21 protein-coding genes and 1 tRNA gene are annotated in these 24684 nt (G+C 61.4%); 12 read left to right on the forward strand and 10 right to left on the reverse strand.

The genetic code is table 11. The annotated features are described in order from the left end of the window. Positions 1–7: 7 nt before the first annotated feature. Complete coding sequence (gene aroB / locus ACSQ8R_RS17480; protein WP_436254547.1) at positions 8–1162, reverse strand: 3-dehydroquinate synthase; 1155 nt, start codon at positions 1160–1162, stop codon at positions 8–10. Beyond that, positions 1162–1755 (reverse strand): shikimate kinase, encoded by a 594-nt coding sequence (locus ACSQ8R_RS17485; protein ID WP_436254548.1) that lies wholly within the window; start codon positions 1753–1755, stop codon positions 1162–1164. Before ACSQ8R_RS17485 ends, aroB begins: the two co-directional genes overlap by 1 nt. Before the next feature lie 146 nt (positions 1756–1901). Here ACSQ8R_RS17485 and ACSQ8R_RS17490 point away from each other — a divergent pair, with 146 nt between their 5' ends. From ACSQ8R_RS17490 to ACSQ8R_RS17510, 5 genes are all read left to right on the forward strand, one after another. Beyond that, positions 1902–2060, forward strand: coding sequence for a hypothetical protein (locus ACSQ8R_RS17490; RefSeq protein ID WP_436254549.1), 159 nt, complete (start codon positions 1902–1904; stop codon positions 2058–2060). Between the two features lie 13 nt (positions 2061–2073). Continuing rightward, positions 2074–3018, forward strand: coding sequence for a site-specific tyrosine recombinase XerD (xerD, locus tag ACSQ8R_RS17495; protein WP_436255508.1), 945 nt, complete (start codon positions 2074–2076; stop codon positions 3016–3018). 63 nt (positions 3019–3081) lie between these two features. Continuing rightward, positions 3082–4035 (forward strand): acetyl-CoA carboxylase carboxyltransferase subunit alpha, encoded by a 954-nt coding sequence (locus ACSQ8R_RS17500; RefSeq protein WP_105422692.1) that lies wholly within the window; start codon positions 3082–3084, stop codon positions 4033–4035. Between the two features lie 180 nt (positions 4036–4215). After that, complete coding sequence (locus tag ACSQ8R_RS17505; RefSeq protein WP_436254550.1) at positions 4216–5532, forward strand: L,D-transpeptidase family protein; 1317 nt, start codon at positions 4216–4218, stop codon at positions 5530–5532. Further along, positions 5529–5762, forward strand: a complete 234-nt coding sequence (locus tag ACSQ8R_RS17510; RefSeq protein WP_436254551.1) for a sulfurtransferase TusA family protein — start codon at positions 5529–5531, stop codon at positions 5760–5762. Before ACSQ8R_RS17505 ends, ACSQ8R_RS17510 begins: the two co-directional genes overlap by 4 nt. Positions 5763–5937: 175 nt before the next feature. Here ACSQ8R_RS17510 and ACSQ8R_RS17515 read toward each other — a convergent pair whose 3' ends face one another. Then, positions 5938–7128: a CobW family GTP-binding protein gene (locus ACSQ8R_RS17515; RefSeq protein WP_436254552.1), complete on the reverse strand. Its 1191-nt coding sequence runs from the start codon at positions 7126–7128 to the stop codon at positions 5938–5940. A 14-nt stretch (positions 7129–7142) separates the two neighbouring features. Next, on the reverse strand, positions 7143–8258 hold the full coding sequence (locus ACSQ8R_RS17520) for a D-alanyl-D-alanine carboxypeptidase family protein (protein WP_436254553.1): 1116 nt from the start codon (positions 8256–8258) through the stop codon (positions 7143–7145). Between the two features lie 341 nt (positions 8259–8599). Between ACSQ8R_RS17520 and ACSQ8R_RS17525 the strand changes: the two genes are divergently transcribed. The 3 genes from ACSQ8R_RS17525 to ACSQ8R_RS17535 all read left to right on the forward strand — a co-directional run bounded on the left by ACSQ8R_RS17525 (position 8600) and on the right by ACSQ8R_RS17535 (position 12707). Beyond that, on the forward strand, positions 8600–11167 hold the full coding sequence (locus ACSQ8R_RS17525; protein WP_436254554.1) for an autotransporter domain-containing protein: 2568 nt from the start codon (positions 8600–8602) through the stop codon (positions 11165–11167). Positions 11168–11412: 245 nt separating this feature from the next. Beyond that, the gene (locus ACSQ8R_RS17530; protein ID WP_436254555.1) at positions 11413–12576 is read left to right on the forward strand and encodes a M20 aminoacylase family protein; all 1164 of its coding nucleotides are present in this window, start codon (positions 11413–11415) and stop codon (positions 12574–12576) included. A gap of 54 nt (positions 12577–12630) precedes the next feature. After that, positions 12631–12707: transfer RNA gene (locus tag ACSQ8R_RS17535), tRNA-Arg, on the forward strand. A gap of 7 nt (positions 12708–12714) precedes the next feature. Here ACSQ8R_RS17535 and ACSQ8R_RS17540 read toward each other — a convergent pair. Beyond that, positions 12715–13254 carry a DUF2937 family protein gene (locus tag ACSQ8R_RS17540; RefSeq protein ID WP_436254556.1) on the reverse strand — a complete coding sequence of 180 codons (540 nt, stop codon included), beginning with the start codon at positions 13252–13254 and terminating at the stop codon, positions 12715–12717. A gap of 42 nt (positions 13255–13296) precedes the next feature. Then, entirely contained in the window at positions 13297–14526 is a 1230-nt protein-coding gene (locus ACSQ8R_RS17545) for an FAD-dependent oxidoreductase (protein ID WP_436254557.1), read from the reverse strand. A 133-nt stretch (positions 14527–14659) separates the two neighbouring features. On the opposite strand from ACSQ8R_RS17545, the gene dxr reads away from it, so the two are divergent. Together dxr and ACSQ8R_RS17555 are read left to right on the forward strand one after the other, a co-directional pair. After that, positions 14660–15847 carry a 1-deoxy-D-xylulose-5-phosphate reductoisomerase gene (dxr, locus tag ACSQ8R_RS17550; protein WP_436254558.1) on the forward strand — a complete coding sequence of 396 codons (1188 nt, stop codon included), beginning with the start codon at positions 14660–14662 and terminating at the stop codon, positions 15845–15847. 161 nt (positions 15848–16008) lie between these two features. Further along, on the forward strand, positions 16009–16770 hold the full coding sequence (locus ACSQ8R_RS17555; protein ID WP_436254560.1) for a phosphatase PAP2 family protein: 762 nt from the start codon (positions 16009–16011) through the stop codon (positions 16768–16770). Positions 16771–16806: 36 nt separating this feature from the next. Here ACSQ8R_RS17555 and hemA read toward each other — a convergent pair whose 3' ends face one another. The 4 genes from hemA to ACSQ8R_RS17575 all read right to left on the reverse strand — a co-directional run bounded on the left by hemA (position 16807) and on the right by ACSQ8R_RS17575 (position 22006). Next, a complete protein-coding gene (gene hemA / locus ACSQ8R_RS17560) occupies positions 16807–18021 on the reverse strand; it encodes a 5-aminolevulinate synthase (RefSeq protein ID WP_436254561.1) in 1215 nt (404 codons plus the stop codon). A 225-nt stretch (positions 18022–18246) separates the two neighbouring features. Continuing rightward, complete coding sequence (locus ACSQ8R_RS17565) at positions 18247–19044, reverse strand: FAD binding domain-containing protein (RefSeq protein WP_436254562.1); 798 nt, start codon at positions 19042–19044, stop codon at positions 18247–18249. A gap of 11 nt (positions 19045–19055) precedes the next feature. Next, positions 19056–21401, reverse strand: coding sequence for a xanthine dehydrogenase family protein molybdopterin-binding subunit (locus ACSQ8R_RS17570; RefSeq protein ID WP_436254563.1), 2346 nt, complete (start codon positions 21399–21401; stop codon positions 19056–19058). Positions 21402–21517: 116 nt separating this feature from the next. Then, positions 21518–22006 (reverse strand): (2Fe-2S)-binding protein, encoded by a 489-nt coding sequence (locus ACSQ8R_RS17575; protein WP_436254564.1) that lies wholly within the window; start codon positions 22004–22006, stop codon positions 21518–21520. Between the two features lie 317 nt (positions 22007–22323). Here ACSQ8R_RS17575 and ACSQ8R_RS17580 point away from each other — a divergent pair, with 317 nt between their 5' ends. Both ACSQ8R_RS17580 and ACSQ8R_RS17585 read left to right on the forward strand, forming a co-directional pair. After that, positions 22324–22587, forward strand: a complete 264-nt coding sequence (locus ACSQ8R_RS17580) for a YMGG-like glycine zipper-containing protein (RefSeq protein ID WP_046633911.1) — start codon at positions 22324–22326, stop codon at positions 22585–22587. Positions 22588–22754: 167 nt separating this feature from the next. Continuing rightward, on the forward strand, positions 22755–24680 hold the full coding sequence (locus tag ACSQ8R_RS17585) for an autotransporter assembly complex protein TamA (protein ID WP_436254565.1): 1926 nt from the start codon (positions 22755–22757) through the stop codon (positions 24678–24680). Positions 24681–24684 lie beyond the last annotated feature (4 nt).

The raw sequence follows: 24684 nt of genomic DNA on the forward strand, positions 1-24684 counted from the left end.
TTGGACGTCATTTCGGCCGCTTTTCCTCCAGGAAGCTCAAGACCTCGGACGACGGCACGTCGTTGGCGACAAAGGACTGGCCGATGCCATGGGTCAGGATGAAGGTCAGCTTGCCGCTCTGTACCTTCTTGTCCTGCGCGATCGCGTCCAGCAGCTTTTCGGTCGGCGGCAGCTTTCCGGGAATATCGCCCATCGACGTCGGCAGGCCGACGGCCTTGAGATGGGCCGTGACCCGCGCCGCGTCGTCCGGGCTTGCAAGGTTCAGGCGCGCAGAGAACTGATGCGCCAGCACCATGCCGATCGCTACGCCCTCGCCATGCACGAGGCGGCTGCTGTCATATTCGGTTGCCGCCTCCAGCGCGTGGCCGAACGTGTGGCCGAGATTGAGGAGAGCCCGGCGGCCGGTCTCTCGCTCGTCCTCGACGACGACGTCGGATTTCGCCTGGCAGCTGACCGCAATCGCCTCGATCCGTTCCGGACCGCCCGCAAAGACCTGTTTCCAGTTCTTTTCGAGCCATTCGAAGAAATCCGGCTGGTCGATCAGGCCGTATTTCGCCACTTCCGCATAACCGGCCCGAAATTCGCGCTCCGAGAGCGAATCGAGCGCCGCCGTATCGGCCAGCACGAGATCCGGCTGGTGGAAGACGCCGAGCAGGTTCTTGCCGTGGCGGGTATTGATACCGGTCTTGCCGCCGACCGAGGAATCGACCTGCGCCAGGAGCGAGGTCGGAATCTGTACGAAACGCACGCCGCGCCGGACGATCCCGGCCGCAAAGCCGGCCAGGTCGCCGATCACGCCGCCGCCGAGTGCGATCACCGCGTCGTTGCGCTCGATCCGGGCCGAGAGCACCATGTCGCAGACAGTCGCCAGATGCTCGAGGCTTTTCGTTTTCTCGCCGGCCGGCAGCGTCAGCGACACGGCTTCGATCCCATCGGTCTGCAGGCTGTCCATCAACGCTTCGAGATAAAGTGGCGCCACATGCTCGTCGGTGACGATGGCGGCCTTGCGCCCCTTCAGCCGCGCGGTGATCTCGCCACCCGCGCGCGTGATCAGGCCGGGGCCGATCAGGATGTCATAGGCGCGTTCGCCGAGCGGTACATGCACCAGGCGCTCAGGCGCGCAGTCCTCGGATCGGGCCTCGGATCGGGAAGACATGTTCATTAAAGTTCACCTTCGCTGGGCAATTCACTTTCGCCGGACAAACTGGCCACCGCGGAAAGCACCTCGTTGACCATCACGTCCTTGCGGACATTTTCGGACAGGACCGTCACATCGGCCTCGGCGTAGATCGGATAACGCTGGATCATCAGATTTTCGAGCGTCTGCCTGGGGTTCTCGGTCTTCAGCAACGGCCGGTGGTCGCGTTTGTTCACCCGCTCCCACAGAACGTCGAGATCCGCCTTCAGCCAGATGGAAATGCCGCCCGCCTTGATCTGGTGGCGGGTGTTCTCGTTGATGAAGGCGCCGCCGCCGGTCGAGACCACGCGCGGCCCGTTCCGCAACAGGCGTTCGATGACACGCGTTTCCAACGCCCTGAACTCCGCCTCGCCGTAGGTGGCGAAAAGTTCGCTGATGGTCATGCGGGAAACCCTCTCGATCTCCACATCGGTATCGATAAAGGGAATGGAAAGGGTCTGCGCCACCAGCCGGCCGATCGCCGATTTGCCGGCCCCCATCAGCCCGACGAAGATCAGGTTGCGCTTGCCGAGGACGGCGCGCGCCTTTTCGCTAAGTGGAGTTGCGACTTCTGTCATTGTCAGGTCCGTTTCGAAAAACGGTATCGACAAATGCGTCGGCAGCGTCAAGCCGTCGCAACCCTCAAAGAATGCGGGGGATTGTTTGTTCTTGCCGATATGTAAACCTTTATCGATATATTGCGGCGCAACTCCGGGAGTCCTTTATGCCCACCCTTTTCCGTTTCCTCTTCGTGCTGGCGGCGATCGCAGGCATCGTTTATGGAAGCATGGTGGCTCTGGTCATGCTGGTGAACCCGCACGAGCGCGACGTGACAGTGCGAATTCCTTCGGAGCGGCTGAATCCGACAACGCCGCAACAATAAGGGAGAAAGGACAATCGCCGACCTTTCCCGAGCCCATATCGAGGCCTTTCTCGAAATGATGAGCGCCGAGCGAGGTGCCGCCGGCAACACGCTCTCCTCCTACGAAGGCGACCTCGAAGATCTGCAATCCTTCCTGCTGGCCAGCAAGACCTCGGCCCTGGCGGCGCAAAGCAGCAATCTCTCAGCCTATCTCGCCCATCTCGGCGCCCAGGGTTTTGCGGCCTCCTCCCAGGCGCGAAAACTGTCGGCGATGCGGCAGTTCTACAAATTCCTCTATGCCGAGGGCCTGCGCGGCGACGATCCGACCGCCATCCTCGACGCGCCGAAAAAAGGCCGCTCGCTGCCGAAGATCATGAGCGAGGACGATGTGACGCGGCTCCTGGAGTTCGCCGCACGGGAGGCCGCCGATCCGGGCCCCGACCAGCTTGCCCGTCTCAGAATGCTGGCGCTGCTCGAACTTCTCTACGCAACCGGCATGCGCGTCAGCGAGCTCGTCTCGCTGCCGGTCAAGGTTCTCGACCAGGAAGGACGCTTCCTGGTCATCCGCGGCAAGGGCAACAAGGAACGCCTGGTGCCGCTGTCCCGCTCGGCAATCGCCGCCGTCGCATCCTATGGCGAGGTCCGGCGGCTGGCGCTCGCAAAGACCGGCGACAGCCCATGGCTGTTTCCCTCGGCCGGCAAGGAAGGTTATCTGCCGAGGCAGGTCTTTGCCCGCGACCTCAAGGGGCTGGCCGCCCGCGCCGGGCTTAGAGCCGCCGCAATCTCTCCGCATGTGATGCGCCATGCGTTCGCAAGCCACCTCCTCCAGAACGGTGCGGACCTTCGCGTTGTGCAGGAACTGCTCGGCCATTCGGACATTTCCACCACACAAATCTACACGCATGTGCTGGAAGAACGGCTGCGAGAGCTGGTTCAAACACACCACCCTCTTGCAAAACAGGCCAAAAACCCGGATTAGAGGCCCCAAACAGAAAATGGGAACTGCGTGTTCCTGAGATAAAACAACCGGAAACCGGCTCTCATGCAGACTTATCTCGATTTCGAAAAGCCCATCTCGGACCTCGAGGGCAAGATCCACGAGCTCAAAAAGCTCGCCTCCGAGGACGAAAGCATCGATACGTCCGAGGAAATCGGCAGGTTGGAGACCCGCGTCAGGGAAGCGACCCGGGAAATCTATTCCAAGCTCGGCGCCTGGGAAAAGACGCAGGTCGCGCGCCATCCGCAGCGCCCGCATTTCGTCGATTACTCCGCCCATCTCTTCACCGATTTCACGCCGCTCGCCGGCGACCGCAATTTCGGCGAGGATGCCGCCATCCAGGCAGGCCTTGCCCGCTTCAACGGCATGCCCGTCGCCGTCATCGGCCAGGAAAAGGGCCATGACACCAAGACCCGCCTGAAGCACAATTTCGGCAGCCCGCGTCCGGAAGGTTACCGCAAGGCGATCCGGATCATGGAAATGGCCGATCGTTTCCACCTGCCCGTCATCACCCTCATCGACACGGCAGGCGCCTATCCGGGCGTCGGCGCCGAGGAGCGCGGCCAGGCCGAAGCCATCGCCCGCTCCACCGAGATGTGCCTCGGCCTGAAAGTGCCGATGGTGTCGGTCGTGATCGGCGAAGGCGGCTCCGGCGGCGCGATCGCGATCGCTACCGGCAATCGCGTCTACATGCTCGAACATTCGATATATTCGGTCATCTCGCCGGAAGGTGCAGCATCGATCCTCTGGCGCGATTCGACCCGCGCCCGCGAGGCTGCGACCAACATGAAGATCACCGCCGAAGACCTGAAGGGTCTCGGCATCATCGACGACATCATTCCCGAACCGGTCGGCGGCGCGCACCGCGAACCCGAAACCGTCATCAGCGCGACGGGCAAGATCATCGCTTCGGCGCTGGAAGACCTCGGCAGGTTGTCCGGCGAAGAAGTGCGGGCTGCACGTCGGCAGAAATTCCTCGATATCGGCCGCAATCTCTGATCTTCGGGCCTCCGCCACGCCAATAGCCAAATTTGGCCATATTGCTGATAACATTGGGTGGCGGGCGGTTTTGCTGGACAGGCCGGCGCAAGCGGTTAAGAATATGTAAAGATTACCGCTTTATTATCGAAGTCCTGTACCGAACTCGTTCGTCGTTCCAAGTCTATGTGGTCCGTACCGATGCGCCTGAAACACATCGCCCTCGCTCTCCTCGTGGCAACCGCCCTGACGGGCTGCAACGATACGCTCGATTCCGCGAGCATCGACCTGAAGAGCGTCAAGAACAAGGTCGAGCAGCCTCTGCCTTCGAGCATTCTCTCCGAGATGCAGAAGAAGAACATGCCGCGCAATTCGCCGATCATGATCCGCATCCTCAAGGAAGAGGGCAAGCTGGAAGTATGGAAGGCAAGGGCCGACAACCGCTTCGAGGTGATCAAGAGCTACGACATCTGCGCCTGGTCCGGGAAGCTTGGCCCCAAGGTCAAGGAGGGTGATCGTCAGGCTCCGGAAGGCTTCTACAACCTGACGCCGGCGCATCTGAACCCGAACTCCAAATATTACCTCGCCATCAACACCGGTTTTCCGAACCGCTACGATGCCGCAAACGGCCGCACCGGCTCCAACCTGATGATCCACGGCGCCTGCTCGTCGTCCGGCTGTTATTCCATGACCGACGAACAGGTCCTGGAAATCTACGCCTTCGCCCGCGACGCCTTCAAGGGCGGTCAGACCTCCGTACAGCTCCAGGCTCTCCCCTTCCGGATGACCGCCGAGAACATGGCGCGCCACCGCGACAGCCAGCATTATGACTTCTGGAAAATGCTGAAGTCCGGCTACGACAATTTCGAAGTCACCAAGCGTCCGCCGGAAGTCAACGTCTGCGAAAAGAAGTATGTCTTCAATCAGCAGTCCGACAGCAACGGCACATTTGCGCCTGCCGCGGCCTGCCCGCCCATGTCCACACCGCCGGCCCTCTCGGCTGCACTGACCTCCTACGAAAAGACCTATCAGGTCGCCTATAGCAAGGCGCTCGAGAAATTCGACGGCAAGGTCTGGTACGAACCGACCGAAGCCGAACGCAAGGCCGTGGTCGCCGACAAGCGCAAGGGCCGCGATATCGCCTATGCGCCGACGGGAACCTCGCTCGAAGCCGGCAAGCTGCTGAGCCAGTCGGAATTCCAGGAGATGATGGAAAAGCGGATGGCCTCCCAGAACAAGCCGGCCAATACCGTGCTTGCTTCCGCCTCTCCCGTGACGTTTCGTGCCGGCTCCGCCGCCGACCGCATGAAGCAGGACCGCCTGCCGGCCGCAGCAACGGCCGCCCCCTTCGCACAGGGCAATGTCGCACAGAGCACCGGCACGGTCCCGACCATCGCCACGGCCCAGGGCACGGCCACCACGGTTCCGATCCCCGCCCAGAACCCGCTCGCCTATGCGGCACCGCCGATCAGCGAGCCGCAGAAGAAGCCGTTCTGGAAGTTCTGGAGCCAGGAATGACCTCGACCACCGACGGCCTCTACGATTTGAGAGGCCTGAAGTGTCCCCTGCCGGTGCTGAAGACGCGCCGCCGGCTGAAAGGCATGCCAAGCGGCGCGGAGCTTGCGATCGAAACCACCGATCCCCTCGCCGGCATAGACATCCCGCATTTCTGTACTCAGGAAGGCCATGAACTGGTCCTCTCGGAAAAGACCGAGACGGGCCATCGGTTCGTGATCCGCAAGGGCTGATCTTCACCGTCGCAGATCCGCCCCCTCATCCGCCTGCCGGCACCTTCTCGCCGCACGCGGGGCGAGGGACGCAAGCCGCGCCGACTTCGCCTCGATCATCGACCGCGAATGGGGCACGTCCCCTCGCCCCCGTCCTTGCAGGGAGAGGGTGAGCGTGAGGGGCAATCCTTGAAAGTCACATCCGAAGGCCGGGAACGGCGAGCGGGTTGTCTTCCAGCGCCGCACGGTCCGGCCGGTCTAGGCGGGGCTGGCCGGTGAACGCCGCGAAAAGATCCGAGACGAAGGCTTCTTCCAGTCCCTGCGTGATAAGCACCATGCGCGTGCGCCGGTCAGAGCCGTCGGGCCATTTCGGCAGGCGCTGGGGCGGATGGAAAACGCTCTGCACCCCATGCAGCACCAACGGCCGTTCCGGATTGTCGGAGAGCGACACGATCGCCTTCATCCGCAGCAGCTTCTCGCCGTGGGCCGAGCGCAGCAGGTCGATGAACATCTCGACCGCCATCGGATCGATCGGTTTGTCGTGGATGATCGAAAAGGAGCGGATGTCGTCGCCATGACGGTTCACGTCATGATGATGATGGTGGCCATGCCCATGGTGTTCGTGGCCATGGTGCTCATGGCCACGGTGTTCATGGCCATGGTGATTTTCGTGACCATGATGGTGGTGATGATGCTCCTCGGCATCGTTTGCCAGCTCGTCGCGCAGCCAGCGATCCACGTCGGCGATCTTGGTCGCCGGATCGTAGAGGCCGTTCACCAGAATAGCTGCGGTGCCGGCAGCTTCGCTGTCGCCATCAACGATCATTGCCCGGGGATTGAGCGCTGCCAGCCGTGATTTGAGTGCCGCGAGCCCAGATGCATCGGCCATTGACAGCTTCGAAATGATCAGCCGATCGGCCACCGCCACCTGCTTCACCGCTTCCCTGTGACGGTCGAGCGTCGCGACGCCGTTCACCGCATCGACCACGGTGATCACCCCGTCGAGCTCGAAATTCTGGGCGATGACCGGATTGCCCATCACCGACTGCATGACCGGCGCCGGATCGGCAAGGCCGGTGGTTTCGATGACGATGCGGCGGATCGGCCTCAGGCGACCGGTCTGGATGCCATCCATGATCGAAGCGAGCGAATCCACCAGCTCGCCGCGCACCGTGCAGCAGAGGCATCCGTTGGCGATCTCCAGCAACGCGTCGCCGGAAGCCTCGACCAGAAAATTGTCGATACCGACCTCGCCGAACTCGTTGATGATGACGGCCGTATCGCTGGTGCCGGGATCCTTGAGGATGCGGTTCAGCAGCGTCGATTTTCCAGCACCGAGAAAGCCGGTGAGGATGGAGACCGGAATCCGGCTCTGGGCAGAAGACATGACCTGTTTCCCGTTCAGAATGTCGGGCGCGGCTGCGGGATCGGCACGTTGGCGGCAACGGCTGCCTTCTTGGCGCCCGCGCCCTTGGGCGGCGGTGGCGGCGCCTCGCCACCGGAAATGAGGGTCAAGAGCGTGTAGACCGGCGGCCGGGCCATTTCATGGATATAGGGCGAATGCTGGATGGTGCGGCCCGCATCGTCACGGGTTTCGCTGCGCACCTTGGCGGCCTTCGGATTGCAGATCTCGGCACTGACGTCTTTGACATCAGCCGTTTCACCATAGGGTGCGAGCGCCGAGAGCCCTGAGCCCCCGACAGCAGTCGAAGTCAGCCCCTGCTGTAGCAGGTTGGCGGTATCGTCGGCACGGCCGGCCAGGCTGTCCGAGCCGAGCACCACCGAAATCACCGTGCGGCCGTCCCGCGTCGCAGAACCGATCTGGTTGAACCCGGAGGCGCAGATGAAGCCGGTCTTCATGCCGTCGGCGCCGTCGAAACGCCCGATCAGCGTGTTGAAGTTCGGATATTGCTTGGACCCGGTATCGATGCCTTCCAGCGAGAAATAGCTCTGGTATTCTGGGAAGTCCTGCTTGAGCCTCAGCGTCAGCAGCGCCAGGTCCCGGGCGGTCGAGAACTGGCCCTTGCCGGGCAGGCCGTGCGGATTGATGTACTGGGTCGAATTCATGCCGAGCGCCTTCGCCTGGGCATTCATCATCGCCACGAACTGTTCCTGCGTGCCCCCGACGGCCTCGGCCACCGCAACCGCCATGTCGTTGGCCGACTTGACGAGCATCATCTTCAGCGCGTTGTCCATCGTCATCGTCGTGCCGGGCGTGAAATACATCTTGCTCGCCGGCTGGTCGGCCGCCCACTTGCTCATCACGACAGGCGTCTCGAGCGAGAGCTTGCCGGTCTTCAGCGCCTTGAAGGCGACGTAGGCGGTCATCAGCTTGGTGAGCGACGCCGGATACCATTTCACGAAGGCATCCTCATGGGCGATCACTTTACCGGTCCTGGCGTCGACGACGATCTTCGGATTGGCGGCGGCGCTTCCTGCAGATACGAAAAGTCCAAGGGCCGTAACGGCAGAAACCAGCCGGGTGGCGGACACGGATCGGAGGCTTGAAGTCGGCAAGGTCGTCCCTCGTTGTTGCGGCTTAACGAGTGTGGCGCATATGGGGCCTATGTGGCCAACCAATGGCAAAGCTCTTTGCTGATATTGCATAGCCCAATACGCTCAAGCCCAGTGTGTCTTTCACTCAACTCTTTTAAGCCTATGCCAGCCCGATTTGGCAAGCATCAAGGCGTAAGCATGACAGAATTTGATCGCCTGCCAACCGCCCTGTTCCTCCGTCGCAATGATCGGAAAAACGCTTTGGTGAAGCCATGCGCGATCGGATGGAAAAAATGCGAACCAGGCCGCGCCTCAAAAAACCGATAGGTTAACAGATTGCAACCGGCGCGAATCTGGACACAATGAAGACACAATTTCTAAAGTTCTTCTTCACAGAAAGCATGTTCAAAAAAATGTCCGGTTCCGCTCGCCAAATAAACTTCCAATGGCGTGTTGTTCTTCTTTCTTGCACCGCCATACCGGTGTGGTTGGCGCCTGACATGGCATCGGCCTCCTGCGTATCTACGGGATCGATTGCATCTCAAAATTGCGATGCATCCTACATCCAGCAAATCACCAACGCCGGCTCTTCGTCTTTGACAATCAGCGACGAGACCACGGTCTACGTCAGGATGGCACCGCTGAACGCCTCCACCACGCCGACACAGCATACGCTTCGCATTACCGGAAACACGACGATCTACAATCCGGCCTACTCGGCAATCTATACCTATACCGACGCGCCCGACCATAATCTCGAACTCTATCTTGGTGGCAACGTGGTTGTCGGTTCGGATGGCGGCGGCTTGGGGGCGATCTGGCTGAGAAACCAAATCTCAGGTGATATTTCCGTTGAAAGCGCCGCAACGGTGACATCGACGAGCGGCCCTGCGATTACTGTAACGACGAACCAAGGGGCAGTCTCGATCATCAACAGCGGCAGCGTCACCGCGACCACGGACAGGGGCATCTATGCGGACGGAGGCTACAACGACAGCGACGTTGCGCCGGTGGAAGTGTCGATTGACAACAGCGGGACGGTCGATGCCTACCTTGCTGGCATCCGTGCGGTAAACTGGCACGGGCTTTCGACGATCGAAAATTCCGCGATGGTTACCTCTGAAACCTTGCAGGGATTGATCGCATGGTCGGCTTCCGGCGCGGTGGACGTATCGAACTCGGGCACGGTGACCGCCAACGACAGCATCGCCCTGCAGGCGTGGAGCACCGGGGCAGATGTAACCGTCTATAATAGCGGCGAACTCAATTCTCATGACGACACCGCCCATGCCGATGCGGGCAGCGGTCACTACGGCATCCACGCGCGTGCCGACACGTCCGGCAACATAACCGTGACGAACAGCGCGGGGGGCATTGTCAACGCCCCCGATTCGGTCGGCATCTACGCGCAGGCAGATAGCGGAAACATCACCATTACCAACTCCGGCCGCATCAACGCGCTGACCGGCATCGACGCCATCACCGGCAGCGGGACCGTCGGTGTCGTCAACACCGGCGAAATCACCGCCAGCGGCAACGGCGCGACGCTGCGTGGCGGCCGGCTCACGAACAGCGGCTCGATAAGCGGCGGCGTCTATGGCGTCAGTCTGGATGTGTCCGGCAGCACCGTGACCAACAGCGGAACGATATCCGGCAACGTCGCGTCGGTCTATTTCGCCACAGGCGGAAACACCCTGAACATCAGTCCGAATGCGAAATTCTCCGGAGTTGTCGATTACAACAACACGACCGGCAACACGACGGCATTCGGATCGGGCAGCTACCATGTCCCCGCTGCCAGCTACATCGCAGCCGGAAACACTATCCAGCTCGACAACAGCTCCCAGCTTGCGATCCTGACCAACGCCGACACCTCGGGAAGCATTGACGTGATCTCGGTAGGCCCGGAGATCGGCAAGGCTGTCGGCAGCTATACGAATTCGGTTTCGGATGTCATCGGCAGCATTCTGGCGATTGATATCGACCGTCCAGACGCCACGCTTGCCGACGCGAATGCCGACACAACCTTCTATGCCGAGCCGGCGAGGAAGTCGCCAGCCGAGAACGCGATCGCGTCCATCACCCATGGAGCGGTTGTCGATCCGTCTGGGACCCTGCTTTGGGCGCGCGTCTTCGGTGGTGGCCGGGAACAGTCAGGGTCCGGGAGCACGCCGGAAAGCAATATCTACCATTATGGCCTTATCGTCGGCGCGGATCGGCAATTCGACAATAAACGGCTGGGCATCTTCGCGGGCGGCGGCGCCGTATCGGCGAGCTCTGCGGAAAGCGGAAACTGGCTCGAAGGACGCACTGGCTTTGCGGGCGTTTATGCCGCCGCCCCCGTCGGTGACTTGACGCTTAATACGTCCCTGACGCTGGGCATCATAGACAGCGACAGCAAACGTTCGGTCAATTCCGGTACTGAGACAGCGGAAGGCAATTTCCTGGGCTGGTATGCGTCACCCGAGTTCTCACTCAGCCGCAGGTATTCGATCGCGTCGGACTGGACGCTGACGCCAAGTGCGGGCTTGCGATATGTCGGAGCTTATTACCAAGGCTACAACGAATCGGGTTCGTCCCAGAACCTGATCTATGCTGCGCGCGACAGTCATTCATTGGAAGGACGTTTCAAGTTGGAATTCAGCCGCCAGTTTGCCACGGAGGTTGGGAAAAAAGGCTCCATTTCGTTCTCGGGCGCCATCACCGACCGCCAGAACCTCGGATCGGATAGCTACGTCGCCTCTTTGAACAATACCGATTTCAGCCTCGAAAACGCCTCTGACCGCAACGTTCTCGGCGCCACTCTCGGTATCGGCTTTGACGTTCCGGTAAGCGCGACAACCAACGTCTACGGCACCGTCGAAGGTTCGGTGAACACCGATCAATCGAAAGCATATACCGGGCGGATGGGGTTGAAAGCCGTATTCTGACCCTGCGGAATATGAGGACAGAGCCGTCGCCGGATCGGAATGCGTTTCGCTGGCGCAGGCGATCAGCCGGCGACGCAAGTCACGATGCGCCGAAAAGGCCAGTTGTCACAACGCCCTGATGAAAATCTGCCTTGTTGTGCAAGGGAGGCACCTTGCAAGAAGATTGATTACGTCAATCAGGACAGGCACACTCCGGCCGGGAGGACTTGTCATAACCGCGTGACCAGCCAACGACAGGGAACAGTATGCCGATTTTGAACCGGGCCGCCGAACTTCAGGGCGAAGTCAGCGAGTGGCGACGATATCTTCATGAAAATCCTGAGATTCTTTACGAGGTCGAGAATACCGCCTCCTTCGTGGAACAGAAGCTGAGGGAATTCGGCGTCGATGAAGTCGTGCCCGGCATCGGCCGCACCGGCGTCGTCGGCATCATCCGCGGCAAAGGCCCGGGAGGCCGCACGATCGGGCTACGCGCCGACATGGACGCCCTGCCGCTCACCGAAATTACCGGCAAGCCCTGGGCCTCGAAGATATCAGGCAAAATGCACGCCTGCGGCCATGACGGGCACACGGCCATGCTGCTCGGTGCGGCGAAATACCTCGCCGAAACCCGCAATTTCAACGGCACCGTCGCCCTGATCTTCCAGCCTGCCGAAGAAGGCGGCGCCGGTGCGCTGGCGATGGTCGAGGACGGCATGATGGAGCGTTTCGGCATCGAGGAGGTCTACGGCATGCATAACATGCCGGGCATTCCGCTCGGCCAGTTCGCGATCCGCAAGGGCGGCATCATGGCGGCGCCCGACCGTTTCACCATCACCATCAAGGGTCGCGGCGGCCACGCGGCGCAGCCGCACAAGACCATCGACCCGATCTTCATCGGCTCGCAACTGGTCGGCAGCCTGCAGGCGATCGCCGCCCGCAACGCCGATCCGGTCCACTCGATCGTCATCTCGGTCACCCGCTTTGACGCCGGCACCGCATATAACATCATTCCCGACCAGGCGACGCTCTGGGGCACGGTCCGCACACTCAGCGAAGAAAGCCGCGACCTTGCCGAAAACCGCATCCGCCAGATCGTCGAGGGCGTCGTCAGCGCCCATGGCGCCGAGTCCGAGATCGATTATTACCGCCAGTGCCCCGTCACCTTCAACCACGACCTCGAAACCGATCATGCGATCAGCGTCGCGACGGAAGTGGCCGGCGCTTCCAACGTCGACACCAATGTCGATCCGACCATGGCCGGCGAGGATTTCGCCTTCATGCTCAAACGCCGCCCCGGCGCCTTCATCTTCATCGGCAACGGCGATACGGCCGCGCTGCACAACCCGCACTATGATTTCGACGACGAGGCGATTTCCTACGGCATTTCCTATTGGGTTCGGCTTGCCGAGCAGCGGTTGACGGAATGATCGAGACAAAAGGCTTGGCTAAACGCCTCGCCTTTTGTATGGAATGCCTCATGTGGTCCCATAGCTCAGCAGGATAGAGCGCAGGATTCCTAATCCTGAGGCCGATGGTTCGAATCCATCTGGGATCACCACTCCCCTTTACCGCGCAATCGTCGATGTCTGCTCCATCCTTTTCGGTCGCCTGACCGAGCGGACGACGCCGCGACGGGCGGCCCCCAGCAGTGCCGCGATCAGCCAGCCGCAGAACAGTCCGCCTGCTGCCCAGGTGAGCCCTGCGAAATCCACAGGCACGCCCGGCACGAAATCACGCCAGGCGTTCGCAAATGTCGTCGAATCGGGATTGCGCATCACCACGAAAGGCTTGGTGAAGGCCGGCGCCAGCGTCAGGTCCTTCTGCTGCTCGGCGAGCATTTCGTAACGCGAAAAGGTCCGCCGCATCGCTTCGCCCTGATTGCGCAGGAAGGTCTGCGGCGAGGCGGAATAGATGTTGAGCGCCTCCTGGCGGTCGAGGCCGTTGTGATTGGCCTGGGCGTCGAATTCCGAGATCATGATTTTGAGTTCGTCGAGCGCGCCGCCGATCCGCTGGCGGTATTGCTGCGCGAATTCCGGCGCCTGCGAAAAGAAGATCCCGCCCGAGAGCGCCATCGCCATCGTCAGCATTCTTCCGAGCATGAGCATGGCAAAACCTCTATTGTTTCGCCGATCAACGACGCGGGGCCGTCAAAGGTTGCCTTGTTTTACCCGCACATGCTCCATGCGGAATCCGAGCCCGATCAGGCGGCCGGCGAGATGGGAGAGCAGCGGAAAGCGGGCAATGCCGCGGATGAAGGCCGGCGGACCTTTGCGCTTCCGGCCGTCTCCCTCATCGGTGCGCCGGCTGCTCCTCATCATCAGCTGCAGCTTCTGCGTCGCCCTGGTCGGGAAACCGCGACGCTTTTCGATGGCGGCGAGATCGGCATCGGTGAGGCGTTTTTCGCTGAGCGGCCCGGCCAGGATATTGGCGGCCGCCACCGCATCCTGGATCGCCAGGTTGACGCCGACGCCGCCGATCGGCGACATCGCGTGCGCCGCGTCGCCGATGCAGATCAGCCCCGTCCGCCACCATTGTTTCAGCCGGTCGATGCGCACCGTCAGCAGATTGGTATCGTCGAAATTGCGGACCTCCTGCATGCGCTCGGCTGGCAGCGGCGAGACGTCGATCACCATCCGCCGGAAGGCCTCGATGCCCTTTTCACGGATATCCGCGAAGGTGGTGCGGCGGACCACGTAGCCGCACTGCCAATAGTCACCCCGGTCGATCAGCACGAAGCCCTGGCGCGGGCCGGCATGGCCCATCACCTCGTCCGGATCACCCTTCTGTTTCGACAGCTTCATCCAGACGACCTCGCTCGGAATGCCGAAGCTCTCCACCTCGAGGCCGGCCGTTTCCCGAACGACCGAGTTGCGGCCGTCCGCACCGACGGCGAGTTTGGAGTGGATGCTGAGCCTGCCTTCGGGCGTCTCGACGACGACGCCGGAGATCGCGCCATTATCTTCCAACAGTTCCGTGACTTTCGCCTGCATGATCAGCCGGAAGTTCGGATAGCGCTGCGCCTTCTCGGCGAGAAAACTCAAGAAATCCCATTGCGGCATGAAGGCGATGAAGCGGTTCCTGACCGGCAGTCGCGAAAAATCCGCGATCGTGATCGTCTTCCCGCCCATCTCGGCAGATAGTTTTGGCGCCCGCGTGTGAGGCAGCTTCAGAAATTCGTCGATCAGGCCGAGTTCGTGCATCACCTCCAGCGTCGAAGGGTGGATCGTGTCGCCGCGGAAATCGCGCAGGAAGTCGCTGTGCTTCTCCGCGACCACGACATCGACCCCGGCCCGCGCCAGCAGCAGGCCGAGCATCAACCCCGCCGGGCCGGCGCCGGCGATCACGCAGGTCGTCTGGATTTCACGGTGTTCGCTCATCGTCCCACTTCGCGCAAAGATCGTCCGTTGTGCAAGCAGCACTTGGTCGCAGCCGGGCCGAATTCAAGCCCGCTCTTGTGAGCCGTGGCTTTCGCTTGTAGACCAGCGGCAGCTTTAGGAAATGGAAGATAGCATGGCCGAAACCGGCAAGCGTCGCATCAGCATCCTCGGTTCCACCGGCTCGATCGGCGTCAATACGTTGGATGTGGTGAACCAGCTCGGCGGCCGCGAGGCCTTCGAGGTCGTCGCCATCACCGGCAACAGCAATATCACGCTTCTGGCAAACCAGGCGAAGGCCTGCGGGGCAAAGCTCGCCGTAACGGCGGACGACCGCCAATACGCCGCATTGAAGGATGCGCTCAGCGGCAGCGGCATAGAGGCCGCTGCCGGCCGCGAGGCATTGATCGAGGCGGGCGCGCGCCCGTCCGACTGGGTGATGGCCGCGATCGTCGGCACCGCCGGCCTGGCGCCGACGCTTGCCGCAGCGGAACGCGGCGCCGATATTGCGCTCGCCAACAAGGAATGCCTCGTCTCGGCGGGCGAACTGTTCGTCAAGGCGGTTACTGAGGGCGGTGGGCGGCTGATCCCCGTCGACAGCGAACACAGCGCCATCTTCCAGTCGCTCGAAGACGATCAGCACCACGCGGTTGAACGCATCGTGCTCACCGCCTCGGGTGGTCCCTTCCGCACCTGGACCCGCGACGAGATGGCAGGCGTCACCGCGGATATCGCACGGGCTCACCCCAACTGGTCGATGGGCCTGAAAATCTCGATCGGCAGCGCCTCGATGTTCAACAAGGCGCTGGAGATGATCGAGGCGAAACACCTCTTTAATCTGCGGCCGGACCAGATCGAGGTGATCGTCCATCCGCAGTCGGTGATCCATTCCATGGTCGGTTATACGGACGGATCGGTGCTCGCCCAGCTCGGCTGTCCCGACATGCGCACCGCGATCGGGTATGCGCTGACCTACCCGAACCGTCCGAAGCTCGACGTCGAACGACTGGACTTCGCCAAGCTGGCCCGGCTCGATTTCGAGGCCCCGGACGAGGTGCGATTCCCGGCGCTCCGGCTGGCGCGCACGGCTCTGGAGCGCGGCGGCGTGCAGGGCGCGGTGATGAACGCTGCGGAGGAGATTTCCTTCCACGCCTTCTGCGCCGGCCGCATCGGTTTTCTTGAAATGGCCGATGTCGCAGAGCGGGTCATGGACGACATGGTCGGGGTTGCTGCTGCGACGACAATGGACGAGGTATTTGCCGCAGATGCCGAGGCAAGGCGGCGAGCCGGAGAGATCGTCGCGCAGAAGGAGATGGCGGCTTAACCGTCCGTCTCTCATCCGTCAAAGTCCTGTGCCGGCGCTCAAATTGCTTAAATTGGCCGGGGTAAGACATTACTTATTAAAGCTCAGCCCTACCGATAAAGTACATCCTTCAAACACCGTTCGCACGTGGCATATTTCCATGCGGATGGAGGTTTTGTATCGTGTACCAGTTCCTAAGCCATTGGATAGATCTTCCTGTTGTTGATGCGCTTCAAAAGCTATCCCATCACAGCGAGATCGCGGATGCTGTTCTGGTAAAGATTCTGACCAGACCAACATTCAAGATGTTCCCATACGTCATCTTCGCAATGTATATTTTCTTTTGCACCAGAGATGATCGGAAAAATGCATTTATATGCAATCTGATAATCGGGGCTATTCTGACGATGGCATCCAGCCGGCTGTTGCAGGATTTTCTCCCGGCGCGCCCGAGGCCACTTCACGCCAATATTCCCGATTTCGTTCCCCCCTTCGGCATAGGAGATGAAATCTTAAAGGACTGGAGTTCGTTTCCCAGCGATACCGTGGCGTTAGCCATGGCCATGGCAACAGCTATCTTCCTGCATTCTCGGCGCCTCGGAGTGCTGTTTTTCATCTGGTCTATCGCGATCGTGGGTTTTCCGCGAATGTATGCAGGATTTCACTATATGACCGATGTTGTCGGCGGAGCATTTCTCGGCGTGGTGGGGACACTACTGGTGGACAAGCTTCTCCGCAAACACCTCGTGAAAATGCTGCGATACTCCTTGGCCAACCATTTCTGGGTCACTAACGTCGCGCTGATTTTGTTTCTATTTCAGGCGGCAACCATGTTCGATGACCTGCGCTCGTCAAGTAGCGAGCTCGGACGAGCCATAAAGCAAGACTATCTCAAGATAGCTCATGGATATGATGATATTACTGTCTCCGCGCGCCATAACTGAGAGCGGAACCTTATCGAATAAAGGATACCAACACGATCAAGCCACATGCCGCGCCAGCGCGCAGCGGGACCACAGCTGGTGCAGCGAGCCGACCAGGTGCTCGATGTCCGCATCGCTGTGCAGCGGCGTCGGGGTGATGCGCAGGCGTTCGGTCTTGCGCGGCACGGTCGGATAGTTGATCGGCTGCACATAGACATTGCAGGTGTCGAGCAGGATATCCGAGATCCACTTGCACTTGGCCGCATCGCCGACCATGACCGGAACAATATGGCTCGGGTTGTGCATGTGCGGAATGCCCTGGTGGTCGAGCATGGTGCGCAGCTTCCTGACGCGGTCCTGATGGCGGACGCGCTCGAACGGGCTTGCCTTCAGATGCCGGATCGAGGCGATCGCCCCGGCTGCCAGCGCCGGCGGCAGCGCGGTGGTGAAGATGAAGCCCGAGGCGAAGGAGCGGATGAAATCGCAGAGCGCGGTGGATGCGGCGATATAACCGCCCATCACGCCAAAAGCCTTGCCGAGCGTGCCTTCGATGACCGTCAGGCGGTCCATCAGGCCTTCGCGCTCGGCAATGCCGCCGCCGCGCGGGCCGTACATGCCGACCGCATGCACTTCGTCGAGATAGGTCATCGCGCCGTATTTGTCGGCGAGATCGCAGATTTCCTTGATCGGCGAGATGTCGCCATCCATCGAATAGACGCTTTCGAAGGCGATCAGCTTCGGCGCGTTCGGATCGGCGGCCGCCAGCTTCGCTTCGAGGTCGTTGAGATCGTTATGCTTCCAGATCACCCGTTCGCACTTGGCGTAACGGATGCCTTCGATCATCGACGCGTGGTTCAGCGCATCGGAGAAGATGATCAGGCCGGGGATCTTCTGGCCGAGCGTGCCGAGCGTCGCCCAGTTCGACATATAGCCGGAATTGAAGATCAGGCCGGCTTCCTTGCCATGCAGGTCGGCAAGTTCACGCTCGAGCATGACGTGGTAGTGCGTGGTGCCAGAAATATTCCGGGTGCCTCCCGCACCCGCGCCACAGTGATCGATGGCTTCCTTCATCGCCTCGATCACGGCGGGGTGCTGGCCCATGCCGAGATAGTCGTTCGAACACCAGACGGTCACTTCCTTCGGGCCATCGGGAGTATGGCGCGTGGCGCGGGGAAAATTGCCGCGGTGCCTCTCCAGATCGGCGAACACACGGTAGCGGCCTTCCCCATGAAGTCCGTCCAGTTCGCTCTTGAAAAATGCCTCGAAGTCCATGCTCACACTCCAGAACCTGCCTCGGTTTTGGTTTCAGCCGCGCTTTTCGTCAACCCCGCACCGCGCGAATAGAACCAACCTGCGGCAAAAGGCCCGCTTTTTTTGAATTATTCCAATAAAAAGGTAAGCGATTTCGAAAATGTGAGAATTGATCCACGTCAAGCAGCAAAAAGAAGAGCGGTGCTCCCCGCTCTTCCAGGCTTTTACCGCTGCTCTCGATTCGCCTCAACCGGCAGACGCCACCGCCCTTTTTGCCATGACCTTTACGAGATTGGCGCGGTATTCGGCATTCGCATGCAGGTCCGACATCAGGTTGGAGGCATCGACCGCAACATTGCTCAGCGCATCCGGCGACCAGTTGGAGGCCAGCGCCTGTTCGAAGCCCGGATGACGGAAGACCCCGGACGAGCCGGCGCCCGTCACCGCGACGCGCACGCCGCCGGCGGTGCTGGCCACGAACACGCCCGTCATCGCAAAGCGCGAGGCCGGATTGTTGAACTTGGCGTAACCCGCCTTTTCCGGCGCCTCGAAGGTGACCGACGTCACCATCTCGCCCTCCTCCAGCGCGGTCTCGAAAAGACCGGTGAAGAAGTCGTCGGCCGAAATCGAGCGACGGTCGGTGACGATGGTCGCGCCGAGCCCGAGCAGTCCGGCGGGATAATCCGCCGCCGGATCGTTGTTGGCGATCGAACCGCCGATCGTGCCCATGTGACGCACATGCGGATCGCCGATATGGCCGGCAAGCTTGCAGATCGCCGGACAGATGGCGGCAAGCTCGCGCGAAGCGGCCACGTCCGCATGCGGCGTGGCCGCGCCGATCGTGACCTTGCGGCCTTCGACCCGGATGCCCCGGATCGCCGGGATGTGGCGAAGATCGATCAGGTCGCTGGGCGCGGCAAGCCGCTGTTTCATGGTCGAAATCAGCGTCATGCCGCCGGACAGGTATTTGCCCTCTTCATTGGCGGACTTGAGCTTGACGGCATCCTCCACCGAGGATGCGCGATGGTAGCTGGTTGCATACATATCCGTTCTCCTCAGTGAGCCGCGTGCAATGCCTGCCAGACCTTCATCGGGGTCGCGGGCATGGTGAGCCTGTTGTGGCCGATCGCATCGGTGATCGCATTGATCAGCGCCGGCGGCGAGCCGATCGCGCCCGCCTCGCCGCAGCCCTTGATGCCGAGCGGGTTGCTGGGGCAAGGCGTATTCTGGTGCGACAGCGTGAACGACGGCAGGTCGTCGGCGCGCGGCATGGCATAGTCCATGTAGCTTGCCGTCAGAAGCTGGCCGTTCGCGTCATATTGGACGTTCTCGAGCAGCGCCTGGCCCACACCCTGGGCAATGCCGCCATGCACCTGGCCCTCGACGATCATCGGGTTGATGATATTGCCGAAATCGTCGGCGGCGACGAACTGGACGATGTCCGTCTCACCGGTATCCGGATCGATCTCCACCTCGGCGATGTAGCAGCCGGCCGGGAAGGTGAAGTTGGAAGGGTCGTAGAAGGCGGTTTCCTTCAGGCCCGGTTCCATGCCGGACGGCAGGTTATGGGCGGTATAGGAGGCGAGCGCCACCTGGAACCACGGCACCGCCTTGTCGGTGCCTGCGACCTTCAGTTCGCCGTTCTCGATGACGATATCCTCTTCGGAGGCCTCCATCAGATGCGCGGCGATCTTCTTCGCCTTGGCCTCGACCTTGTCGAGCGCCTTGACGACCGCCGACATGCCGACCGCGCCGGAGCGCGAGCCGTAGGTGCCCATGCCCATCTGCACCTTGTCGGTATCGCCGTGGACGATGCTGATGCTCTCGATCGGCACGCCGAGGCGGCCGGCGACGAGCTGCGCGAAGGTCGTTTCATGGCCCTGGCCGTGGCTGTGCGAGCCGGTCAGCACCTCGATCGTGCCGACGGCATTGACCCGCACTTCGGCGGATTCCCAAAGACCGACGCCGGCACCGAGCGAACCGACCGCGGCCGACGGCGCTATGCCGCAGGCCTCGATATAGCAGCTCATGCCGATGCCGCGCTTCTTGCCCCGGGCTTCAGATTGCGACCGCCGGGCGGCAAAACCCGCCCAGTCGGCGGCCTGCATCGCAGCATTCAGCGAGGCTTCATAATCGCCCGCGTCATAGTTCATGATGACGGGCGTCTGGTGGGGGAAGGAACGGATGAAATTGACCTTGCGCAGCTCCGCCGGCGAGATGCCGAGTTCGCGCGCCGCCGTCTCCATCGTCCGCTCCAGGAGATAGGTCGCTTCCGGACGGCCCGCGCCGCGATAGGCATCGACCGGCACCGTATTGGTATAGACGGTGCGGACATTGGCGTGAATCGCCGGGATGTCATACTGGCCGGACAGCAGCGTCGCATAGAGATAGGTCGGTACCGCCGAGGAGAACAGCGACATATAGGCGCCGAGATTGGCGATCGTATCGACCTTCAGCGCCGTGATCCGGTTGTTGGCGTCAAAGGCCATCTTCACCTTCGAGACGTGGTCGCGGCCATGGGCGTCGGTCAGGAAGGCCTCGGTGCGGTCGGACGTCCATTTCACCGGCACGCCGGTCTTCTTGGACGCCCAGAGACAGATGATCTCTTCCGGGTAGATATAGATCTTCGAGCCGAAACCGCCGCCGACATCAGGCGCGATGACGCGCAGCTTGTTTTCCGGGGCGACGTTATAGAAGGCGCTCATCACCAGACGCGCCACATGCGGGTTCTGGCTGGTCGTGTAGCAAGTGTAGTGATCCTCCGCCGTGTCGTAGATGCCGAGCGTGGCGCGCGGCTCCATCGGGTTCGGCGACAGGCGGTTGTTGAGGATCTCGATCTCGGTGACGTGAGCGGCCGAGGCGATCGCCTTGTCGACCGCATCCGGCTCGCCGATCTGCCAGTCGAAGATCAGGTTTCCGGGCGCTTCCGGATGGATCTGCGGCGCGCCGGAGGCAAGCGCTGCAACGGCTTCGGTCACGGCGGGAAGCTGCTCGTAGTCGATGACCACGGCTTCCGCAGCATCGCGGGCCTCGCCGGAGGAATCCGCAACCACGATCGCGATCGCATCGCCGACATAACGCACGGTATCGACCGCGAGCGGACGCCAGGCGCCCATCTTCATCGGCGTTCCGTCCTTCGAATGGATCATCCAGCCGCAGATGAGATTGCCGATGCCGTCCGCCTGCAGCTGCTTGCCGTCGAGCACGTCGATGACGCCAGGCATGGCTTTCGCCGCGGTCACATCGATGTTCTTGATCCTCGCATGTCCATAGGGGCTACGGACGAAATAGGCATATTTCATGCCCGGGACGGTCATGTCGTCCGTGTAGCGGCCCTTGCCGGACAGAAAACGCTTGTCTTCCTTGCGGGTAACGCGTGCACCGATTCCTTCAACACCCATTTTCATCTCCTCCCGAGATGGTGATTAGTGGTTGGACCGTGAGCAGGAATTCGTCGGGAGTAAATAGTTCAAGAGCGGAAACGCCGTGTGAACCATGCTCACCAACGACTACTCACTCACTCCGCGGCCTGGCGGCCGCCGGCCATTTGAGCATCGGCGGCGAGGATCGCCTTGACGATGTTGTGGTAGCCGGTGCAACGACAGATATTGCCCTCTAGCCCGGCGCGGACCGTCTCTTCGGTCAGCTTTCCGCCCTCGCGGTTGATCAGGTCGACGGCCGTCATCACCATGCCCGGCGTGCAGAAGCCGCATTGCAGGCCGTGATGTTCCTTGAAGGCCGCCTGAACCGGATGCAATTCGCCCTGGCCTGCCAGGCCTTCGATCGTCGTGATGGTCGAGCCGGATGCCTGCACCGCCAGGATCGAACAGCTCTTCACCGAATGCCCGTCCATATGGATGACGCAGGCGCCGCACTGGGTCGTATCGCAGCCCACATGCGTTCCCGTCAGGCCAAGTTTTTCGCGGATGAAATGCACGAGCAGGGTGCGATCCTCGCACTCGCCGCTCACAGCGCGGCCGTTTACGGTCAGCGTCACTTTCGTCATGGGGTCCTCCTCGTGTCCCTCCCGGACACGCTCGTCATCATTTGCCTTTTTACCTGAGGGATCAACCGCTACTTTCTACGGAAACGGCAATATTTTGGTCGGCCGCCGGGCGAGCGACCGCTTCTGGATTCCACCGGATGCCGGGTAACTGTCGGCGAAGCAAAACAAAAAATCCCGGCTTAAAATATTGGGCTCATATGGACTCTTGAACATAGCGACCTATTGTTTCCCTGGATGGCTGCTGCAGAACTGGCCGACGGAGACGTCTGGCGCCTGCAAGACAGCCGGGCAAAACGAAGAACAAACAGGAGGATCTCATGAAGAAGGCCTTGGTGCTTTTGATCGTCGGCGCTTCGCTCGCGAGCTGCACGGCAACTGAACAGGGCGCCGGCATCGGCGCAGCATCCGGCGCCGTGATCGGCGGCCTGGCCACCGGCAACGTCCGTGGAGCCGCCGTTGGCGCTGCGATCGGCGGTGTTTCCGGCGCCTTGATCGGCTCCGTCGCCGAACAGCCGGGACAGTGCTATTACCGCGACCGTTATGGCCGTCGCTATATCGACAGCTGCCCGCGCCGTTACTGATAAACGCGTGGATTGCAGGAGAGATGTGGCCCCGGAGCATAATCCGGGGCTTTTTCTTTCATGAAATCATCACCAAGGGGTACCCGGCTTGCGCTTTTGCAGTTAGATAGTCCGCTTCGTCGGATGCTATGAGGGCTTCCAGCCGGGGGATCCACAGCAGTTTGCGTATGCGGAACGAAAACACTGGGCGGACAGAAAAACGGAGGTTGAGGGGGGCAGGCACAGCCGCGATGCTCGCCGCTGCACTTCTCGTTTTCCCGCCGCTTTCCGGCAAAGCCTACGCTTTCAAACTCTTCGGCATCACGCTGTTCGGTGGGGACGAGGACAAGGTCGAGGTCATCGATCCCGTCCGTTACGACGCGACGCTTGAAGCCGGCGATGCGGACAAGGCCCTCAAGAAGCGTCTTGAAGCCGCCGCCTCCCTGATCACCGACGAGAAGCAGCCGGTCTCCGGCGATCTCGGCGTCATCATCAAGGCGCGCGAAGACCGCGACCGGCTGATTGCCGTGCTCTACGAAGAGGCCCGTTACGGCGGCACCGTGCATATCTCCGTCGCCGGAACCGATATCGACCGGCTGCCGCCCAACCCCACATTCGACCACGCGGCACCCGTGCCGGTCACCGTTCGCATCGATCCCGGTCCCGCCTTCAAACTCGGCTCGGTCCGTTTCGAGGGAGACGCAGTCGGTCGCGATCCGGAAAAATATGACCTCGTTGCCGGCGGCGCGGCGGGTTCCCGGCTGATCCTGAAGGCCAGCCAACAGCTTCTCGTCGATCTGAAGGACGAGGGCCGGCCGCTCGCAAGGCTGACGGAGCGTCAGGTGACGGCCGATCACCGCACCAACACGATCAACGTGGTGCTCGGCGCAATCGGCGGCCCGGTTGCCCCGTTCGGAACCGTCGCGGTGAAGGGGTCACGCACCGTCGATGCCGCCTTCATCAGCCGTTATTCGCGGCTCGACAAACACGGACAATATTCGCCCGTGCAGTTGAAGAAGGCCAACGACCGCCTGCGCGAACTGGGCGTCTTTTCCAGCGTGACGATCCACGAGGCGGAAAAGCTGGCGCCGGACGGTTCGCTGCCGCTGACGATCGAGGTGTCGGAGGGCAAGCATCGTTACTTCGGCTTCGGCGCCGAATATTCCTCGATCGACGGCGCCGGCCTCGAAGGCTATTGGGGCCATCGCAACCTCTTCGGGGAGGCCGAATCGCTGCGCATCGAGGGCAAGGTGTCCGGCATCGGCGCCACGACCGATGTCACGACCTTCGATTATTCCGCCGGCATCATCTTTACAAAGCCGGGCGCTTTCGTGCCGGAGGCAACCTTCGAATCCCGCCTGGAAGCCAAGAGCGAGACGCCTGACGTCTACGAGGCGCAGACCATCATCTATTCGGCCGGCATCACCTACGAGCTGAACGAGACCGACAAGCTCAAGGGTGGCGGGGAGATCGCCTATATCGACGCCGACGATGCCTTCGGCAACAACCAGTATCTCACCCTCAGCCTGCCGGTCGGCTTCGAGCGCGATACGCGGGACAACAAGCTCGACCCGACCAAAGGATTTTACGCGAGCCTTTCCGCCAAGCCGAGCTACGAGCTCATGGAGGGCACGATCTTCTCGTCCTTCGAGGGTTCGATCTCGGGCTATCTCGGCCTCGGACAGGAAGACAAGGTCGTGCTGGCGGCCCGTCTTGCGGCCGGAACACTGGTCGGCGGAAGCGACCTTGAAAGAATTCCGGCGACACGCAGATTCTTCGCCGGCGGCGGCGGATCGGTGCGCGGCTACGCCTATCGGGAAATTTCGCCCTATGACAGCGCCGATGAAGCCACGGGCGGGCGCTCTTATACACTGGGGTCTTTCGAGGTGAGAGTAAAAGTGTCAGAAAACATAGGCATTGTACCTTTTGTCGACGTTGGTACGGTATCGACCGGAATCGTGCCCGATTTTTCTGATATACGTGCCGGTGCAGGGATCGGCGTGCGATATGCCACGCCTTTTGGACCGCTGAGATTGGACGTTGCGATTCCCTTGCAGCGCTATGACGGCGGTAGCCAGTACGGTATCTATGCGGGCATAGGACAGGCATTCTGAAAGG

This window comes from Neorhizobium sp. LjRoot104 (assembly GCF_964253725.1).
Classification (GTDB): domain Bacteria; phylum Pseudomonadota; class Alphaproteobacteria; order Rhizobiales; family Rhizobiaceae; genus Neorhizobium.

Bases quoted from the DNA above. Each gene is read 5' to 3' on its own strand.
- aroB (WP_436254547.1), bottom strand. From the start codon at position 1,162: ATGAACATGTCTTCCCGATCCGAGGCCCGATCCGAGGACTGCGCGCCT.
- ACSQ8R_RS17485 (WP_436254548.1), bottom strand. From the start codon at position 1,755: ATGACAGAAGTCGCAACTCCACTTAGCGAAAAGGCGCGCGCCGTCCTC.
- ACSQ8R_RS17490 (WP_436254549.1), top strand. From the start codon at position 1,902: ATGCCCACCCTTTTCCGTTTCCTCTTCGTGCTGGCGGCGATCGCAGGC.
- ACSQ8R_RS17500 (WP_105422692.1), top strand. From the start codon at position 3,082: ATGCAGACTTATCTCGATTTCGAAAAGCCCATCTCGGACCTCGAGGGC.
- ACSQ8R_RS17505 (WP_436254550.1), top strand. From the start codon at position 4,216: ATGCGCCTGAAACACATCGCCCTCGCTCTCCTCGTGGCAACCGCCCTG.
- ACSQ8R_RS17510 (WP_436254551.1), top strand. From the start codon at position 5,529: ATGACCTCGACCACCGACGGCCTCTACGATTTGAGAGGCCTGAAGTGT.
- ACSQ8R_RS17515 (WP_436254552.1), bottom strand. From the start codon at position 7,128: ATGTCTTCTGCCCAGAGCCGGATTCCGGTCTCCATCCTCACCGGCTTT.
- ACSQ8R_RS17525 (WP_436254554.1), top strand. From the start codon at position 8,600: ATGAAGACACAATTTCTAAAGTTCTTCTTCACAGAAAGCATGTTCAAA.
- ACSQ8R_RS17530 (WP_436254555.1), top strand. From the start codon at position 11,413: ATGCCGATTTTGAACCGGGCCGCCGAACTTCAGGGCGAAGTCAGCGAG.
- ACSQ8R_RS17540 (WP_436254556.1), bottom strand. From the start codon at position 13,254: ATGCTCATGCTCGGAAGAATGCTGACGATGGCGATGGCGCTCTCGGGC.
- ACSQ8R_RS17545 (WP_436254557.1), bottom strand. From the start codon at position 14,526: ATGAGCGAACACCGTGAAATCCAGACGACCTGCGTGATCGCCGGCGCC.
- dxr (WP_436254558.1), top strand. From the start codon at position 14,660: ATGGCCGAAACCGGCAAGCGTCGCATCAGCATCCTCGGTTCCACCGGC.
- hemA (WP_436254561.1), bottom strand. From the start codon at position 18,021: ATGGACTTCGAGGCATTTTTCAAGAGCGAACTGGACGGACTTCATGGG.
- ACSQ8R_RS17565 (WP_436254562.1), bottom strand. From the start codon at position 19,044: ATGTATGCAACCAGCTACCATCGCGCATCCTCGGTGGAGGATGCCGTC.
- ACSQ8R_RS17570 (WP_436254563.1), bottom strand. From the start codon at position 21,401: ATGGGTGTTGAAGGAATCGGTGCACGCGTTACCCGCAAGGAAGACAAG.
- ACSQ8R_RS17575 (WP_436254564.1), bottom strand. From the start codon at position 22,006: ATGACGAAAGTGACGCTGACCGTAAACGGCCGCGCTGTGAGCGGCGAG.
- ACSQ8R_RS17580 (WP_046633911.1), top strand. From the start codon at position 22,324: ATGAAGAAGGCCTTGGTGCTTTTGATCGTCGGCGCTTCGCTCGCGAGC.
- ACSQ8R_RS17585 (WP_436254565.1), top strand. From the start codon at position 22,755: ATGCGGAACGAAAACACTGGGCGGACAGAAAAACGGAGGTTGAGGGGG.